Origin of the sequence: Streptomyces rapamycinicus NRRL 5491, assembly GCF_024298965.1 — a bacterium.
GTDB classification, from domain to species: Bacteria; Actinomycetota; Actinomycetes; order Streptomycetales; family Streptomycetaceae; genus Streptomyces; species Streptomyces rapamycinicus.
The window spans coordinates 4,975,585-4,990,916 of sequence record NZ_CP085193.1 but is presented as its reverse complement, the minus strand read 5'-3'; the positions used below and the strand labels follow the sequence as shown (position 1 = coordinate 4,990,916).

Annotated in this window: 8 protein-coding genes, 1 tRNA gene and 3 pseudogenes; 6 read left to right on the top strand and 6 right to left on the bottom strand. The window is 69.3% G+C overall.

The features are described from left to right. Positions 1–5 precede the first annotated feature (5 nt). The 3 genes and pseudogenes from LIV37_RS20600 (at position 6) to LIV37_RS20590 (ending at position 1,247) form a co-directional block, all read left to right on the top strand. Positions 6–461 (top strand): hypothetical protein, encoded by a 456-nt coding sequence (locus LIV37_RS20600; protein WP_243146195.1) that lies wholly within the window; start codon positions 6–8, stop codon positions 459–461. Beyond that, a pseudogene (locus LIV37_RS20595) lies at positions 431–718 on the top strand (AfsR/SARP family transcriptional regulator); the annotation flags it as partial. The gene LIV37_RS20600 and the pseudogene LIV37_RS20595, both read left to right, overlap by 31 nt. A gap of 31 nt (positions 719–749) precedes the next feature. After that, entirely contained in the window at positions 750–1,247 is a 498-nt protein-coding gene (locus LIV37_RS20590) for a tetratricopeptide repeat protein (RefSeq protein ID WP_020869048.1), read from the top strand. Here the strand turns inward: LIV37_RS20590 and LIV37_RS20585 are convergent. Beyond that, positions 1,238–1,924, bottom strand: coding sequence for a DUF998 domain-containing protein (locus tag LIV37_RS20585; RefSeq protein ID WP_121824698.1), 687 nt, complete (start codon positions 1,922–1,924; stop codon positions 1,238–1,240). The two genes, LIV37_RS20590 and LIV37_RS20585, sit on opposite strands and share 10 nt — an antisense overlap. 162 nt (positions 1,925–2,086) lie before the next feature. Further along, a complete protein-coding gene (locus LIV37_RS20580) occupies positions 2,087–3,109 on the bottom strand; it encodes a helix-turn-helix domain-containing protein (RefSeq protein WP_148717817.1) in 1,023 nt (340 codons plus the stop codon). Between the two features lie 167 nt (positions 3,110–3,276). Between LIV37_RS20580 and LIV37_RS20575 the strand changes: the two are divergent. Further along, positions 3,277–4,276: pseudogene (locus LIV37_RS20575) on the top strand (tyrosine-type recombinase/integrase); the annotation flags it as partial. A 71-nt stretch (positions 4,277–4,347) separates the two neighbouring features. On the opposite strand, the gene LIV37_RS20570 reads toward LIV37_RS20575, so the two are convergent. Next, positions 4,348–4,423 (bottom strand) — tRNA-Arg (locus LIV37_RS20570). Between the two features lie 606 nt (positions 4,424–5,029). Further along, positions 5,030–5,757, bottom strand: a pseudogene (locus LIV37_RS20565) (flavodoxin family protein). A 360-nt stretch (positions 5,758–6,117) separates the two neighbouring features. On the opposite strand from LIV37_RS20565, the gene LIV37_RS20560 reads away from it, so the two are divergent. Then, positions 6,118–7,488 (top strand): TrkH family potassium uptake protein, encoded by a 1,371-nt coding sequence (locus LIV37_RS20560; protein WP_121824699.1) that lies wholly within the window; start codon positions 6,118–6,120, stop codon positions 7,486–7,488. Further along, positions 7,481–8,203 carry a potassium channel family protein gene (locus tag LIV37_RS20555; RefSeq protein WP_020869043.1) on the top strand — a complete coding sequence of 241 codons (723 nt, stop codon included), beginning with the start codon at positions 7,481–7,483 and terminating at the stop codon, positions 8,201–8,203. The genes LIV37_RS20560 and LIV37_RS20555 overlap by 8 nt, the downstream gene beginning before the upstream one ends. A gap of 80 nt (positions 8,204–8,283) precedes the next feature. Here the strand turns inward: LIV37_RS20555 and LIV37_RS20550 are convergent, their stop codons facing one another. Together LIV37_RS20550 and LIV37_RS20545 are read right to left on the bottom strand one after the other, a co-directional pair. Next, positions 8,284–13,200 carry a DNA repair ATPase gene (locus LIV37_RS20550; protein WP_121824700.1) on the bottom strand — a complete coding sequence of 1,639 codons (4,917 nt, stop codon included), beginning with the start codon at positions 13,198–13,200 and terminating at the stop codon, positions 8,284–8,286. 62 nt (positions 13,201–13,262) lie between these two features. Further along, on the bottom strand, positions 13,263–15,293 hold the full coding sequence (locus LIV37_RS20545; RefSeq protein WP_020869041.1) for an SPFH domain-containing protein: 2,031 nt from the start codon (positions 15,291–15,293) through the stop codon (positions 13,263–13,265). Between the last annotated feature and the right edge of the window lie 39 nt (positions 15,294–15,332).

Genomic DNA, 15,332 nt, shown 5'->3' with positions numbered 1-15,332 from the left:
AGCGCATGCGTGCCATCGGCGAGCTCACGCCGTTCGCCGGGCGCACACCGCACGTCGATACGCTCGCTCTGGACCGGGGACTGACCACGCGGCTCGTTCGCCGCTGCCGCCAGGAGCGCACGTCCGTGCACGCCGCGCTCTGCGCCGCCACCGCGGCCGACATCCAGATAACCAACCTCGGAGTGGCACACCCGAGTGGGGAAGGCCCGAGCGGGGAAGGCCTGAGCGGTCAGAGCCCGAGTCGGCAGAGCCCGAGTCGGCAGAGCCCGCGCGGGCTCTCCGCTCTGTGGGGCCCCGCACAGATCACTCAGTTGCGAGGCGAGCACATTCTCGGTGTCGTCACGGTCGGCGGGCGGCTACGGATGACAGAGCTCACCCACGATCCGGTCCCCGGGCTCGTCGCGGGGATGGGCGCCGTACTGGCCGAAGCATGCGCCGAAACACCTCAACCCGTGTCGTGAACGCGACCCGTGAGGATCCTGAGGATTCCCTGTGTTTCGCGGTGCTGGGGCCGGTCAGGGCATGGCCTGGCGCACATGAGCTGGATCTGGGTTCGCCGCAGCAACGCGTGGTGCTGGCCGCGTTGCTGCTGCGGCGCGGGCGGCCGGTCACGGTCGCCGAACTGGTGGGCGCCGTGTGGGGTGACGAGCCGCCGCCGGCAGCCGTGTCCGTGCTGCGCACCTACGCGTCGCGGTTGCGCAAGGTGCTGGAGCCGCGGTGCACCGGGCCGCGACACCACCCACGACCGCGTGGGCGAGGCATGGAGCCTCAACGACCTGGCCGTCGCACTGACCATGACCCACCGCTTCGACGAGGCCATCGGCCACCTGAAACAGGCGATGACCCGCTGCCGGGAACTCGGGGACACCCCCGGCAGGTCCAAGGCCATGGGCAACCTGGGCAACACGTATCTTCAGCTCGGCCGGTTCGACAAGGCCGCCGAATACATCCGCCGCTCACTCGTCCTCGACCGGGCGTACGGCAGCGCCTGGGGAGAGGGCCTCGCCCTGGCCAGACTGGGCGACATCCACCAGCGGCTCGGCCGCTTCGACGAGGCCATCGACCATCTGGAGCGGTCGCTGACCATCCTGCGCGCGGGCGGCAACCGCTGGGGCGAAGGCGTCACACTCGACATCCTCGGCACCATCCACCACCGGCTCCACCGCCACGACGACGCGATCCGGTACTACCGCCAGGCCCTCGGAGCACTCCGGGACATCGACTGCACGAAGCAGCATCAGCTGTGAGAGGCCTGCGTGCCATGGCTTTTCGGCGGCGCGTCCTGCATGCGCGTGCGAGTCGCCTGGTGGAACAGGCCGTGGACTCCGGTTACCAATGCCCATACCAAGAGGGGAAATGCCGCTACCCGCTCCATGCCGCCCATCCCGAGTCCGAGACAGCGGTGAGAGAGGAAGAGCCCGAAGGCTACGAGCGCCGTTACCCCTAGCAGACTGGTAGCCCAGCGCAGCGGACCCGGCACATGGTCCGCCAGGCCGACGCCCGCTAGCACAAGACCGATGTTGCCCATGGCCATGATGAGCAGCGCACCCAGGACATGCTGGTTCTCGTGGACGTCCGCAGGCGCTAGCCCGGCGATCACGAATCCCATGCCAGCGCAGGCCAGTAGCCACCGGGCCACGAGCGGGCTCGCGCCTCTGCGCCACACAGCGCCGGTGAAGAAGACACCGACGGCGAGGAGCGTCCCCAAAGTGATGAACGAGGCGTTCATCAGGCCGTGTTCGGGCGAGCAGATATAGCGGGGTTCGGGTTCCGACTGCATGGCGCAGTGAGCGTTACCTAAGTCGCTGATGTTGTTCCGCGCCCAACTGTATGGTCTGGCCCAAGCTGATTCGGCGATCACTTGGGCCACGAAGAACTGCGCCACACCTGCAACCCACGCGGCGTATCCGATCCGAGACTTCATATCCACCTTCTCTCGCACGGTTCACGTGCGAGCAGGGGATCATGCACGGCTGGCCTCAGGCACTCCTACAAGCCCCCGGGCACGAGGTAGGGCAGACCCCACCTCCAGCCACGTCTCAGGGCTTCACGAAACTGCGGACAGAGCCGATTCCAGAGATCGTCATCATCTGTCGAGGACTCCCAGCAGCGTGGCCCGAGCCTGGGCCGTGTGCCCGGCGATCAGCTGGGTGTTGCCTTTGAACGCGGCGAGGCGGACGGGGCTGAACCAGTCCATCCACACCGGGCGTGGCTCGTCGGTATCGCCTTCGGCCAGTACGCCTTCGGCGTGGGAGATCAGGCGCAGCGCCGTACGGGTGTCGTTGCACCGCGTCATGCATTCGGCCTCGACGGCGTCAAGCCAAGCCAGCATCATCGACGGCGCGTTGCCCCTACGGGCATACGCACGGGCAGCAGACATGCGCTCTTCGGCGTCTTCCCTGTGGCTCTCCCAGCCTGGGATGAACGCGGTATGAGCCAGGATCGCCGCTCCCAATAGCGCGTCGTCGGCTTCCCCGGCGGCCTGGAGGCCACGCACAAACGCGTTGTTCGCGGCATTGGGCTGCTGGAGGTCGAAGAAGTCGATGCCTCCGGCGAGAAGGTAGGACTCGGCGAGTGCGGCGGCAAGGGCCGTACGGCAGCGGCCGGTCGTCTCACCGATGAGCGCTGTGCCCAGACGTGTGTGCTCCACCACGGTGGCGTGGAGTTGGGAGGGCTGCACGGACCAGTACAGGCGTCGGTGAGCGGCCGTGATCGCGGCGAAGTCGCTCCCTACCGTGGCTGGTTGCGTGGCATTGCTTGCGCTGGGAAACGGTCCGGGGGCGGGTCCGATCGCGGGCGCTCCCGATGCTGCGACGGGCCGTCGACTGGCACCCTCCCGCGTCGAATTCGTTCCGTCCCACAGGGCGGTGAAGCCCAGTTCCTCGATGGACTGGCCCAGCAGATGCGTCAGTACCCGCTGAACGTCAGGCTGCGGCCATGGTGGATTCGCTGACTCCCAGCGGCGGACCTGGCGCACGCTGATCTGCAACGACCGTATGCCGAGCTGAGGAGCGGTGATACGGATGGCCTCCGCCAACGCTTCCTGAGACGCGTATCCCGCCGCCTGCCGGGCGGCCTTGAGCCGAACGTTTCCCACTGGCCTGGGCACTGGACTTCCCCACGGTTTCGATGGGGCTGGTCAGCTCCGCCAACGGTAGCTTTGAAGGGCCCATTTGGGGACCCTCACCCTCCTGACTTCGCTCGTAGGTCCCATAGAAGTCCTCTCTGAGTCCTCTAAGCGGCCTTCATTGGGACGTCCTGTAACCCCACCATGAGGAGTTCGACGAGAAGCGTCAGGAACTCGTCCGGCGCGAGCGCCAGGGAATCCCGACGCCTTCCCGGTCCGCGAAGCTCTCCGAGTGGCTGTCGTACTGGCTGGGGGAGTACATCAGGCCGCCTCAGCGCAAGCGCACCACGTACGACAAGTATGAGATGCACGTGCGCCTTTACCTCGTCCCACAGTTGGGCACGCGTCGGCTGGAGTCGCTCAGCACCGCGAACGTACGACGGATGATCGCCGCTGTCACGGCGCAAGCCTCGGCCGCGACCGCGAAGGAATCGCACCGGGTGCTCAGGTCAGCCCTGACGGCGGCCTGTCGTGAGGAACTGATCAGCCGCAACGTTGCGCAACTGGTCCCCGCGCCGCGTGTCGAGTCTCGGGAGCTGCGGCCGTGGACGCTGGACGAGACCAGGACGTTCCTGGAGGCCGCGCGTTCCCTGTACGCGGCGTTCGTTCTCGCGGTCGCGCTCGGGCTCCGCCGTGGGGAAATCCTGGGCTTGCACTGGCGAGACGTGGACCTCGATCGGCGCACGCTGACCGTGCGGTCTCAGCTCCAGCGCGGGGGCAAGGAGCTGTACGAGGACACCACCAAGAACCGTCGTGCGAGGACGATCCCCATCCCGCTGATGTGCGTCGCCCCGCTCCGCTGGCAGCGCTTTCGGCAGGCCGCTCAGCGGGCCGTTACCGGGGCGGACTGGAAGGCGAGCGACTACGTGTTCACCACGCGCAGCGGTAGCCCCTATAGAGCCTCGAAACCTGTACCGGTCCTTCGGCCGAATCGCGGAGGCCGCTGGACTGCCACGAGTGCGTCTGCACGACACCCGGCACCTCTGCGCCTCGCTGCTCTTCGCGGCCGGGATTCCCCCGCGCGTCGTGATGGAGATCCTGGGGCACTCGCAGATCGCGGTCACGATGAACGTCTATACGCACGTGAACGACGCCAGTCGGCGTGAGGCGATGGGCCACATGGACCGGCTTCTCAGGCCCCGTAGGTAGAACTGCCGTCAACTTCTGCCGTCAACGCCCCCACGATCCAAGATCGTGGGGGCGTTCGGCCTGGTCAGGCATGGTGCCCCCGGCAGGATTCGAACCTGCGACACCCGCTTTAGGAGAGCGGTGCTCTATCCCCTGAGCTACGGAGGCCGGGGCTTGTGGAAAACCTTGTCGAAAACCCGATGGCTGATCTTCGGCCCGGCTGTACAAACCCGCTGGTCAGGCGGCCACACTCTGATCGCTGGCAGAGCCGAGCGACAGGGCGCGGGAGAAATCCCGACTGACCCCCAACAGCCTAGCGGATGTGCTCGCTGCGGTTCGCTCTCGTAGGTGTGATTCCCTCGCAAAGTCGCCTGACGTGCAGCTTTGCAAGGGATGAGACCGTCGATCGAGCGAGCAGTGGAGAGGATCCCGCCTGCATGGAGCAGCGAATTATCCGTTCTGGGGGTGATGGGTGGTGGCTCTACTCCATGGCTGAGTGTGGACTCGTCGACCGACCCCCTCGAAGATGTAGGTGGCCCCTGCACGGGTATGGGCGCCGGGGCGGCGTAGCCGCCGCCTGCCCGGCGGCCGGATTGTCGAAGAGCCCGTCGCCGCCGCGCACCCCGGTGCTGGCTGTCATCGAGAGGTCGCAGCCCTCACCCGTGAAGGCTGCGACCGAGGCACTGCGACCCGGTCGGCTCGCTCACCCACCAGACCGTGTTGAGCGCCCCCCCACATGTCCGTGCCGCCGGACCGTATCTCTCCTCTGGCCGCTCAGCGGTGCTCGGGGTTGGGGTAGTCCGAGCGACAGCCCGCGACCCACTCGGTGCGCCGGTTGCCGTGCGCCGGAATGCCATCCGTGCGTTGGAGCATCGCGGCCAGATGCATAAGGTTCCAGGTCATGAAGGAGGAGCTGCGGTTGGTGAAGTCGTTCTCCGGCCCGCCCGAGCCCGGATCCAGATATGAGGGCCCGGGGCCGGCCTCGCCGATCCATCCGGCGTCGGCCTGGGGCGGGATCGTGTAGCCGAGGTGCTGAAGGCTGTAGAGCACGTTCATGGCGCAGTGCTTGACCCCGTCCTCGTTCCCGGTGATCAGGCAGCCTCCGACCCGGCCGTAGTACGCGTACTGCCCCGCTCGTTGAGCAGGCTGGAGCAGGCGTAGAGCCGCTCGATGACGCGCTTCATGACGGAGCTGTTGTCGCCCAGCCAGATCGGCCCGCACAGCACCAGGATGTCCGCGTCCATCACCCGCTCGTACAGCACGGGCCACTCGTCGCTCTCCCAGCCGTGCTCGCGCATGTCGGGCCACACCCCGGTGGCGATGTCATGGTCGACGGCCCGCACGACCTCGGTGGTGACACCACGCTCGTCCATCAGCGCCCGGCTCCGCTCCAGCAACTCCTCGGTGTTGCTGACCTCTGGGGAACGCTTGAGCGTGCAGTTGACGTACAGGGCACGCAGACCGTCGAAGCGATACGCCTCGCCGGCCCGGTCGGATGACATTAAGGGAGGTCTCCTTCATCGGTAGGGAACGTGGATCGGCGCTCACGGCGGCAGCAACCGGTGTACCGGGTGGCCGGGACGGACCGGCCGCCCGGCAGGCCGACGGCCACCCGGACGCACTGTCGATTTCCTCCTCACCTCACTGCGGGCGCTCGTCGGGGAGGGCCCGGGTTAAGGGGCTGTGGTCACGGCCGATGCGGTAGTAGCCTTCCGCGTTTGCGTCGGCCTGAAGGCCGCGTATGCGCGTCAGACTCCTCCGGGCGCCGCGAGCGGCTTCGTCTGCCCTGGGGGCCGACCTCGCCCAGGGGCATTGGCGGTCACGTACGCTTTCCGCGGTGCGCAGAGGGGAAGGGACCGCGGGTGAATCGATATGTGACGCCGGTGCGTCGCGCCCTCTTCGGCCATCCGGCACGGAGCGTGGTCTTCGCCTTCGCCCTGGTGGTCCTGGGCGGTGCGGCACTGCTGTCGCTGCCGGCGGCCACCGAGGGGCGAAGCTCGGCCGGCTCGGTCACCTCGCTGTTCACCTCGACGTCCGCGGTCTGTGTGACGGGCTTGGCGGTGGTGGACACCGGCACGTACTGGAGCGGCTTCGGCGAAGGCGTCATCCTGGGCCTGATCCAGGTGGGTGGCTTCGGCATCATGACGATGGCCTCGCTGCTGGCCCTTCTGGTGTCCGGCAAGCTGGGGCTGCGTATGCAGCTCACCGCTCAGGCGGAGACCAAGAGCCTGGGCATCGGGGATGTGCGCCGAGTGCTGCTCGGTGTGGCCGGAACCACGTTGATCGTCGAGCTGTCGGCCGGCGTGATCCTCTCCTTGCGTTTCCGTTTCGGCTACGGCATGTCCCATGGGGACGCCGCTTACATGGGCCTCTTCCACGCCGTCTCCGCCTTCAACAACGCCGGTTTCGGGCTGCACGCCGACAGCCTGACGCGCTACGCCCAGGACCCGTGGGTGACGCTGCCCATAGCGGTTGCCGTCATCCTGGGCGGGATCGGCTTCCCCGTACTGCTGGAAGTGCTGCGCCACCGCAGACGGCAGCGGCTCACGGGGCGGCGCGGCTGGTCACTGCACACGAAGCTGACGCTCGGCACCACCGCGATCCTGCTGGTCCTCGGCACAGTGCTCATCTGCCTGTTCGAATGGGAGAACCAGGGGACGCTGGGAGCGTTCAGCACTCCGCGCAAGGTGCTGAACGGGTTCTTCACCTCCACCATGACCCGGACCGCGGGATTCAACAGCGTCGACACCGGTGCCCTGCGCCCATCGACACTGCTCCTGGTGTGCATGCTGATGTTCATCGGCGGCGGCAGCGCGGGGACCGCGGGCGGCATCAAGGTCACCACGTTCGCCGTACTGGGCGCCGCGATCCTGGCAGAGGTACGGGGCGAGCCCACGTCGGCCGTCATGGGGCGACGGCTCGCTCCGCACATACTGCGCCAGGCACTGACCGTCGCGCTGCTGGGCATCGGCCTGGTGATGGGCGCTACGCTCGCCCTGCTGACCGTGACGAAGGCATCCTTCGAGGCGGTCCTCTTCGAGGTCGTCTCGGCATTCGGCACCGTGGGCCTCTCCACAGGAATCACCGCGGATGTGCCCGCCTCGGGCCAACTGGTACTGACATTGCTGATGTTCATCGGGCGACTCGGCCCGGTCACCCTGGTGTCGGCCCTGGCCCTGCGCGAGCGGACCCGCCGCTACCAGCTACCCGAGGAGCGACCCGTCATTGGCTGACTTCCTGAACTCCCTGCGCAGACTGCGCCGCCGCAAGCGGGCGGCAGAACAGCCCACGCCGCGCGGCGATCAGCGGGTGGCGGTGATCGGGCTCGGCCGGTTCGGCACCTCCCTCGCCGCCGAGCTGATGCGGCGTGGCTGGGACGTCCTGGGCATCGACGAGAACGCTCGCCTGGTTCAGAAGTACAGCGACTCACTCACCCACGCCGTCGTGGCGGACGGCACCGACCCGGAAGCACTCGCCCAGCTCGGTGTCGACGAGTTCAGCAGCGCCGTTGTCGCCATCGGGACGGACGTCGAAGCGAGCATCCTCGTCACCTCCAACTTGCTGGAGGCCGGCGTCCCCAACATCTGGGCGAAGGCCATCAGCCGCCAGCACGGCCGGATCCTGGAACGGCTCGGCGCCCACCATGTCGTGTTGCCGGAGCACGAGATGGGTGAGCGCGTCGCACACCTGGTGACCGGGCGGATGCTGGACTTCATCGAGTTCGACGACGACTTCGCCCTGGTGAAGACGATCGCGCCGAGCGTGGTGCGGGGCATTCCGCTCGGCGAGAGCAGGCTGCGCAGCAGATACGGCGTGACGGTCGTGGGCATCAAGCCCATGGGAGCGGATTTCACCCACGCGACGGCCGACACGGTCGTCGAGAAGGGCGACGTCATCATCGTCACCGGAAAGACCGCCGCTGTGGAAGCGTTCGCCGAACTGAGCTGAGCCAAGCCGCCGGGAATCATTCGATTGCTCACCGCCACCCGGACCCAGCCGTCAACTGTCAGACACCTCGGACAACATCATCAGGACTCGGTCGTGTTCGTAGGTGTATCCACCGTGCGCCGCCTTGAGTACCCCTGCTTGACCTCATTCCAGCGCGCCGCCTGCTCGGCGGTGAGGCTGCCGCGCAGCTGGGCCAGTTTGAGGAGGTTGGCCTCGGCATCTGCGGTGAGGGTCTGGGCCTCGGCCCGGTAGTGGTCGTCGATGAGCGCTTCGAGTTCGGCGTCGTTCATGGCCGGGACGATGCGCGCGGCGAGCTTGTTGGTATCGCGGTAGGAGCCTTGCAGGCGGAACGGGGGCTCGGTGCGGGAGGCGTCGGCTTGAGCGGCGGATGCGATGTAGGCGCGGTTGACCGCGAGCACCGTCTTCTGGATGTGCAGCAGCTTGCGCAGGACGGACAGGATCTCGTCCAGCTCGGCCGGGGTGCACGGGCGGGTGAGGCGGTCCGGCCGTGCCCCTTCGTCGCCGTCGTCCGCCCGCGCGAGGCGGACCAGCAGGTCGATGTCCCCACGGTCCCAAGAAGCGAGGGGGGCCAGCACGGGGTGTGAGGTGAGAGCGTTCTCGATGTGGCTGAGCGCGAAGAGCTCCTCCTTGCCGCTCAGGGCATCACCGAGGTTCCACACGTCGGCCCGGTTGGCAAGCATGTCGGGGACGCGGAAGCGCGCCCCGGACTCGGTGTAGGGGTTGCCGGCCATGCACACCGCGAAGCGCTTGCCACGCAGGTCGTACGTGCACGCCTGGCCGCCCCTCACTCCCTCCACTCGGCGCTGGGCGTCGCCGAGGGGGATGAACTTCTGCAACAGCTCGGGAGCGGTGTGCTGGATGTCGTCGAGGTGGAGAAGGACGTTGTTGCCCATCTCCAGCGCGAAGTTGATCTTTTCGACCTCGCGGCGGGCGGCGGCGTCGGGCGCCGCGGCCGGGTCGAGGGAGTCGGTGCGGCGGCCGAGCGCGGGGCCGTCGACCTTGACGAAGAGGAGACCGAGGCGGGAGGCGACGTACTCCACGAGGGTCGTCTTGCCGTAGCCGGGTGGGGACAGCAGCAGGAGCAGCCCCTGGCTGTCGGTACGGCGGCCGTCTCCGTCGGCGCCGAGCTGACGTGCGAGGTTGTCCCCGACGAGAGGCAGATAGACCTCGTCGACCAGCCGGTTGCGGACGAAGGACGACAGCACCTTGGGCTGGTACGTGTCCAGGCGCAGCCGCTCGCGTTCGGCGGCGAGCAGTTCCGTGCGCTTGCGGGCGTACGAGCGGTAAGCGGGCACGCGGACGCGCCGGAACTCCGTAGTACGCGTGAGGAATTCATCGAGCCTGAGGGGCATGGTGCCGCCTGCGACGCGCGAGTGCGTACCGAGCAGGCCGTCGACGGACGCGGCCAGTGGTGCGGCGATGTCGCGGCGCTCGATCGCGGTACCGCAGACCTCGATGGCGGCCGCCTCCGCCAGATCACGGCGTTCGAGTCCGCTTGCTTCTACATGGCCGCCGAGCCAGGCCACCGCCAGTTGGTAGCGGGCGGCCAGGTCGCCGGAGAGCGCGCGGAGGTCTTCGGTGAACTCCTTGGCGCCGGGTGAGCCGTCGCCGCCGAGAGCCGTGCGGAAGGTGGCGATCAGGGTGCGGGCTTCAGCGCTCGTCGCGAAACGCGGCGGCCCGTCGGCCAGCTCCTCGACGAGGTACGCGCCGATGGCCTCGCGATCCCGGGACGCCGCCGCGAGATCGGGTATCGCCTGCGGCAGGAAGCCGGCCGCGGCCGCGCCCAGTTCGGTACGGAGGTCCGCCGCTCCGGGGACGTGTCCGAAGACGCCACGGGCCCGCGCGAAGGACTGGGCGCGGGTGGTCCACAGGGCGCGTACGCGCTCCTCCGTTCCGTACGCCCAGAAGAGCTGGGCCGCCGCCCGCACCTCCGGAGCGAAGCGCAGCGGCCCGGCCTCGGCCCGCAGCCGGAGCAGGACGGTGAGGATGCGGGCGGCGTCGTGGTCGTGGACGCCTCGGTCGTAGCCCTCGTCGTAGCGGGACGCGGCGGCGCGTCCGACCTCGGCGAGGAGTGCGGCCTCATCCGCGCGGGAAAGCGCTTCCCACGCCCCGGTGCCTCCTTCCTCGGCCGCCTCCAGCAGGGCCGCCGCCAGGTGTTCGGAGCGGTAGACATTGGGGGATTCGGAGATCAGTGGCTGTTCCCAGAACTCCTGGTGCCCGGTCAGGGCCGGATCGGTGACGGCCGCGAGGTAGTCGGTGCCGGTGATGGCAAAGGCGAGGGCACCGTCGTGCGGGACGAGGGTGAGGTCGGTCCGCTGGTTCGGAGGCGGGACGGTGAAGCGGTGTCGGCCGAGCCGGATGGTGCCGGTGCCGTCATACATGTCCGCCCGGTCCCGCAGCGCGCGGGCCGCCTCCTGCCGTGCGGCGGTGAGCCCACCGTCGAGCTCCCCGGCGCGTGCCGGATCTCCGGTGGCCCGCAGCTCGTCCGCCGTTGCCCGGACCTTGGAGACGAGCGGGTCGGACGCGAAGAACGTGGCCACCTCGTCGGCACTGCCCAGCGACCGGACCCGGCGGGCCACGGTGCCGATCAGACGCCGGGCCGACTCGGCCAGCCGCCGCGCACGGCGCGCACGCTCGTCGAGCTGTGTCTGCCGACGGGCCGAGAACGCCTCATGGATCTCCTCCCGCTGGGTGGCGATCCGCTCTTCGTGGGCGTCGACGTCACCGAAGCGGGCTTCGAGGTCCTCGATGCGGGACAGCAGTCGGCCCAGCTGTTCGTCGCACTCCTCGGGTGTCGTGGCGGCCGCCAGCGCGCCCGCCACGGCCTGTCCGAGCAGCGCGAGCTCCGCGGCGAACTCGGCACGTCCCTCGGATCCTCGGAGTTCGCGCCGCCGGGCGTCGAGGGTGGCGCGGGCCTGGTTGACCGCGCCGAGGACTTCCCCGACGCGGGACAGGACGGAGGTGCGTACCGTGGCGTCGGCGAGGTCCAGTGTGGCGATGACGTCCGTGACCACGCGCAGTCCGTCCGCGTGCTCGTCGATACGCTCGGCGACGGGCGTGGCGTCCGCGACGGTGGCGACGGCCGCGGCTTCGCCGGTGAGCACGGCGACCGCCTGGTGCGTGGCCGCGAAGGCGTCTTCCCCACTGAGGAACGCGGCGGCGCGCCGCCCGGCGGCGGCGAGGCCGTCGTTCAGCCCCGCCGCGAGCGCGTCCAACTGCTCAAGGTCGAGGTACCGGATGTCGCGCAGGGTCTCCAGCCGGCCCTGCTCCTGCCGCAGTTCCGCGAGCGCCCGCACCCAGCCGTCGGCGGTACCGGGCTGTTCGCCGCGTACGCGCCGCACCAGCGTCGTGATGCGTGCCGTGGCTTCGCCGAGCGTTTCGGCAGCCTTGTGCCCCAGCTCCGCGATCCGCCGGAATTCCTCGGTGACCCGGGCGGCGGTGGCCCGGATCGATTCCACCGGTTCGCCGAGTGCGCCGAGCTCGGGGTCGGCGAGCCAGTGGCAGGAGTCGGCGACTCGTTTCGCGGTGGCCCCGATCGCCTCGAACACGGCCTGGCCGGGCACCATGTCATGCGCCATCCGCGCCAAGGACAGACAACCGGAGATGCCGCGCACCAGCTCGGGATTGCCGATGCGGGCGAGCGGGCCGGTGCCCGGGGGCCGTTGCGCGGCGTACGTCTCGGAGAGGTACGGCGTGGTCCACAGCTGGACCTGATGCGCTCGGGCCGGTTCACCGGGGGCGGTCTTGAGGGTGGCGAGTGCGCCGTCGTCGAAGAGCGCCCAGCCATGCGCCACGATCGGTGCGGCGGCCTCCTGCCGGATGACGTTGTAGGGCAGCAGCAGGACCCGGCCGTCCGCTTCGGCGTGGAACACGAAGAGCGTGTCCTCGCCGCCCGGAGACCGGACGGCCCGCTCGTAGCCGAGTCCGGTGGTGTCGCTCTCGAAGGTCCTGACGGCACCGGTGGCGAGGTAGTAGCCGCCGGGGAAGACGATGCCCTGGCCGTCGGGGAGGAGGCGGCACGCCTGCCCGACGCCGTCCAGACGCAGTACCTCCTGCGTCCGGGTGTTGAAGACGAGATGGCGCCATGCGGGCTCGTTGTACGGGCGGATACGCAGCAGCAGAAGGGGTCCGGCGCGGGCGTACTCGACCTCGGCGTCGGCGAGGGACTGCAACGGTTCCTCGACGGGCTCGGCGTAGACGCCCTCCCCCGTCTCGGTGTCGTCCTCGGTCTTGACGGTCAGGGTGCCGCCAACTGTGGCGACGTACAGGCCGTCCGCGACGCGGATGTGGGGGTGGCGGCCGAGGACGTGGTCGTCCCGGGTCGTGGCGGTCCAGGTGACGTCGTGGGGCGGCGGGAGGACGTGGTCGCGCTCGCCCTTGGCGTCGAGGTAGGCGGGCGTGCCGTCGGCCGCGATCCGCCAGCGCAGCACCCGGATATCGGTGGGCCGCTCGCCGGTCCGGAAGACGGCCAGCAGATACAGGCCGGTGCGGCGCAGCCGCAACAGCCGGGTGGAGCGGTAGTAGCGGTACAGCTCGGCGAAGTCCCGCTGGAAACCGTCGTCGTCGAGCAGGCCCGCGAGGGCGTCGGGAGCGGCCGACCGGAAGCCGTCGTCCGCGCGGTGGAAGAGCGTGAAGACGTCCCCGACATCGGCGACCTCCGTCGACGGCGTGTTGTGGCCGCACAGCAGCAGCCCGCCGACCTGTACCAGATCGCACACGACGGTCGGCTGGGCGGTGCGCAGAACCCCGGTGCCGGTGAGGTCGAGCGCGCCGTCGCCGAACATCTCCACCCGGCGCTCGTCGAGTGCCCGTGCCCGGCTGCCCAGTTCGCGGGCCGCGCCCAGCAGCCGGTCCCGCAGCACCTCGTACGTCCCGTCCTGAAGCCCGGCCCCGGGGCCGCCCGCCGGTGAGGCCGCGCCCTGGCTCGTACGCCCTGGCGCTCGTGGCGCGGCTGTGGCCTGCCCGTCGGTGTTCATGTCGTTCCCTCTCCTCACTGGCGTCGGCACGCGGCCATGCGGCACAGCCCCGAACCCGGTGGCTACCGGGCTGTCCCGTTGGCCCGAGCGGGCGCGGCGAGTTCGAGCAGCTTCGTGTCGCCGAGGCCGCTCGCCCGTACGGACTCCAGCAGGCCCTCCAACGCGCCTGCCTTCGGACCGGCGTCGGTGATCAGCCGGGTGAGCGCACCGGCCAGGGTCAGGTCGCGGAGGCCGCCGCTGCCCAGGCCCGTGAGCATCGCTCCGATGTCCTCGGTGAAGGTCGAGGCGTCCTTGTCGAGCCACGGGGCCGCCATGGCCTGGACGGACTCCGAGCGGTCGACGAAGGCGTCCACGCCCTTGCTGAGCGAGATCGCGTTCACCAGCCGGTCGAAGAAGACGCTCTCCCCGCCGACGATGTCGATCTTCGCGTTCTCCAGGCCGGTGGCCAGCACGGTGGCCTGGGCCTCGGCGACCTGCCGGTGTACGTCGATCCCGGCGAGCCGTACGTCCTTCTCCGCCTCCAGCCGGAGGCGGAACTCCTCGTGGCCACGGCCGGCCGCGTCCAGCGCCGCCATCGCCGCCGCTTTCTCCGTCAGGCCCTCGGCCTCGGCCTTCAGCTTCTCCCGCAGTCCCTCGGCCCCCGCAAGGGCCTTCTCCCGGGCGACGTCGGCCTCCGCGTGCCCGACCTTGGCGATGGCCTCCGCCGTGCGCTCCTGGACTTCGGCCTGGGCGAGTCCGGCGGCCGCCGCGTCCGCGCGCTTGCCCTCGGCGAGCCGGATCGCGGACTGCGCGTCCAGATCGGCGGCCTTGCGCCGCGCCTCGGCCATCGTCAGTTCCTCGGCGGCCCGGTGCTCTGCCGCCTGCTCGGCGGCCTCGGCCGCCTTGATGTCCTTGACCAGGCGTTCCTGGGCCTCTGCCTCGGCGTGGATGATCAGTGCCTGGCGCTCGCGCTCGGCCTCCTCCACCGTGCGGAGCTTCTTGATCTCCTCTTCCTGCGCCGCGACGGTCTTCTCCACCGCGATCCGCTCCCGCACCACGTCGGCGATCTCCCGCTTCTCCGCCTCGACCTCCTTGTCGGCGGCGATGCGCCTCAGCTGGGTCTCCCGCTCCCGTGCGATGACCTCCAGGAGCCGGTCCTTCTCGATGCGCTCGCTCTCGATGGCGATGACGCGCTCGCGGTTCTTGACCGCGACGGCGATCTCGCGTTCGCGGTTCTCGTTCTGGATGCCGAGCGCCTCTTCGGTCTTCAGGTGCGCGCTGTGCGACCGCAGCCGCTCCTCGGCCTGCACCCGCGCCGTCTCCGCCTCTTCCCTGGCCCGTACGGTCTCGATCTCGCGCGTCTGCTTGATCTCGGCGTCGGACTGCCGCCGCTCCAGCTCCAGGACCGCCTCGCGGGCCTCGACGTTCTGCCGGGTGATCTCCTTCTCCTCCGTGCGCTGGTACTCATTGGTGCGCACATGCTCGATGGCGGTCAGCTCGGTGATCTTGCGGATGCCCTGGGCGTCCAGGATGTTGGCGGCGTCCAGCTGGCCCATCGGCGTCTGTTCGAGATAGTCGATGGCCGCGTCCTCCAGGCTGTAGCCGTTGAGGTCGGTGCCGATGACCGCGATGATCCGGTCCCGGAACTCATCGCGCTTGGTGTAGAGGTCGGCGAAGTCCAACTGCTTGCCGACCGTCTTGAGCGCCTCGGAGAACTTCGCGTTGAACAGCTCCTGCAAGGTGCGCGGGTCACTGGCGCGCGCCGTGCCGATCGCCTGGGCGACCTTCACCACGTCCTCCCTCGTCTTGTTGACCCGTACGAAGAAGGCGATGCGGATGTCGGCGCGGATGTTGTCCTGGCAGATCAGCCCCTCACGGCCGGTGCGGCCGATCTCGATGGTCTTCACCGAGATGTCCATCACCTCCGCCTTGTGCAGCACGGGCAGCACCACGGCACCCGTGAAGGTCACATCGACCTTGCGGTACTTGGAGACGATCAGCGCCTGCCCCTGGGGCACCTTGCGGTACAGCCGGGTGACGGCGAGGAACACGACGAGTACGACGAGCAGGACGACGGCGATGACCACGCCCAGCCCTACGGTGATGGCATCCATCGATGAGATCCCTTGGTTGTCCGGGATGTGGGAAAAGAG

What these genes read in the sequence shown, in the direction of transcription:
- LIV37_RS20585 (WP_121824698.1), bottom strand. Translation starts at nt 1,924, where the DNA reads ATGAAGTCTCGGATCGGATACGCCGCGTGGGTTGCAGGTGTGGCGCAG.
- LIV37_RS20600 (WP_243146195.1), top strand. Translation starts at nt 6, where the DNA reads ATGCGTGCCATCGGCGAGCTCACGCCGTTCGCCGGGCGCACACCGCAC.
- LIV37_RS20550 (WP_121824700.1), bottom strand. Translation starts at nt 13,200, where the DNA reads ATGAACACCGACGGGCAGGCCACAGCCGCGCCACGAGCGCCAGGGCGT.
- LIV37_RS20545 (WP_020869041.1), bottom strand. Translation starts at nt 15,293, where the DNA reads ATGGATGCCATCACCGTAGGGCTGGGCGTGGTCATCGCCGTCGTCCTG.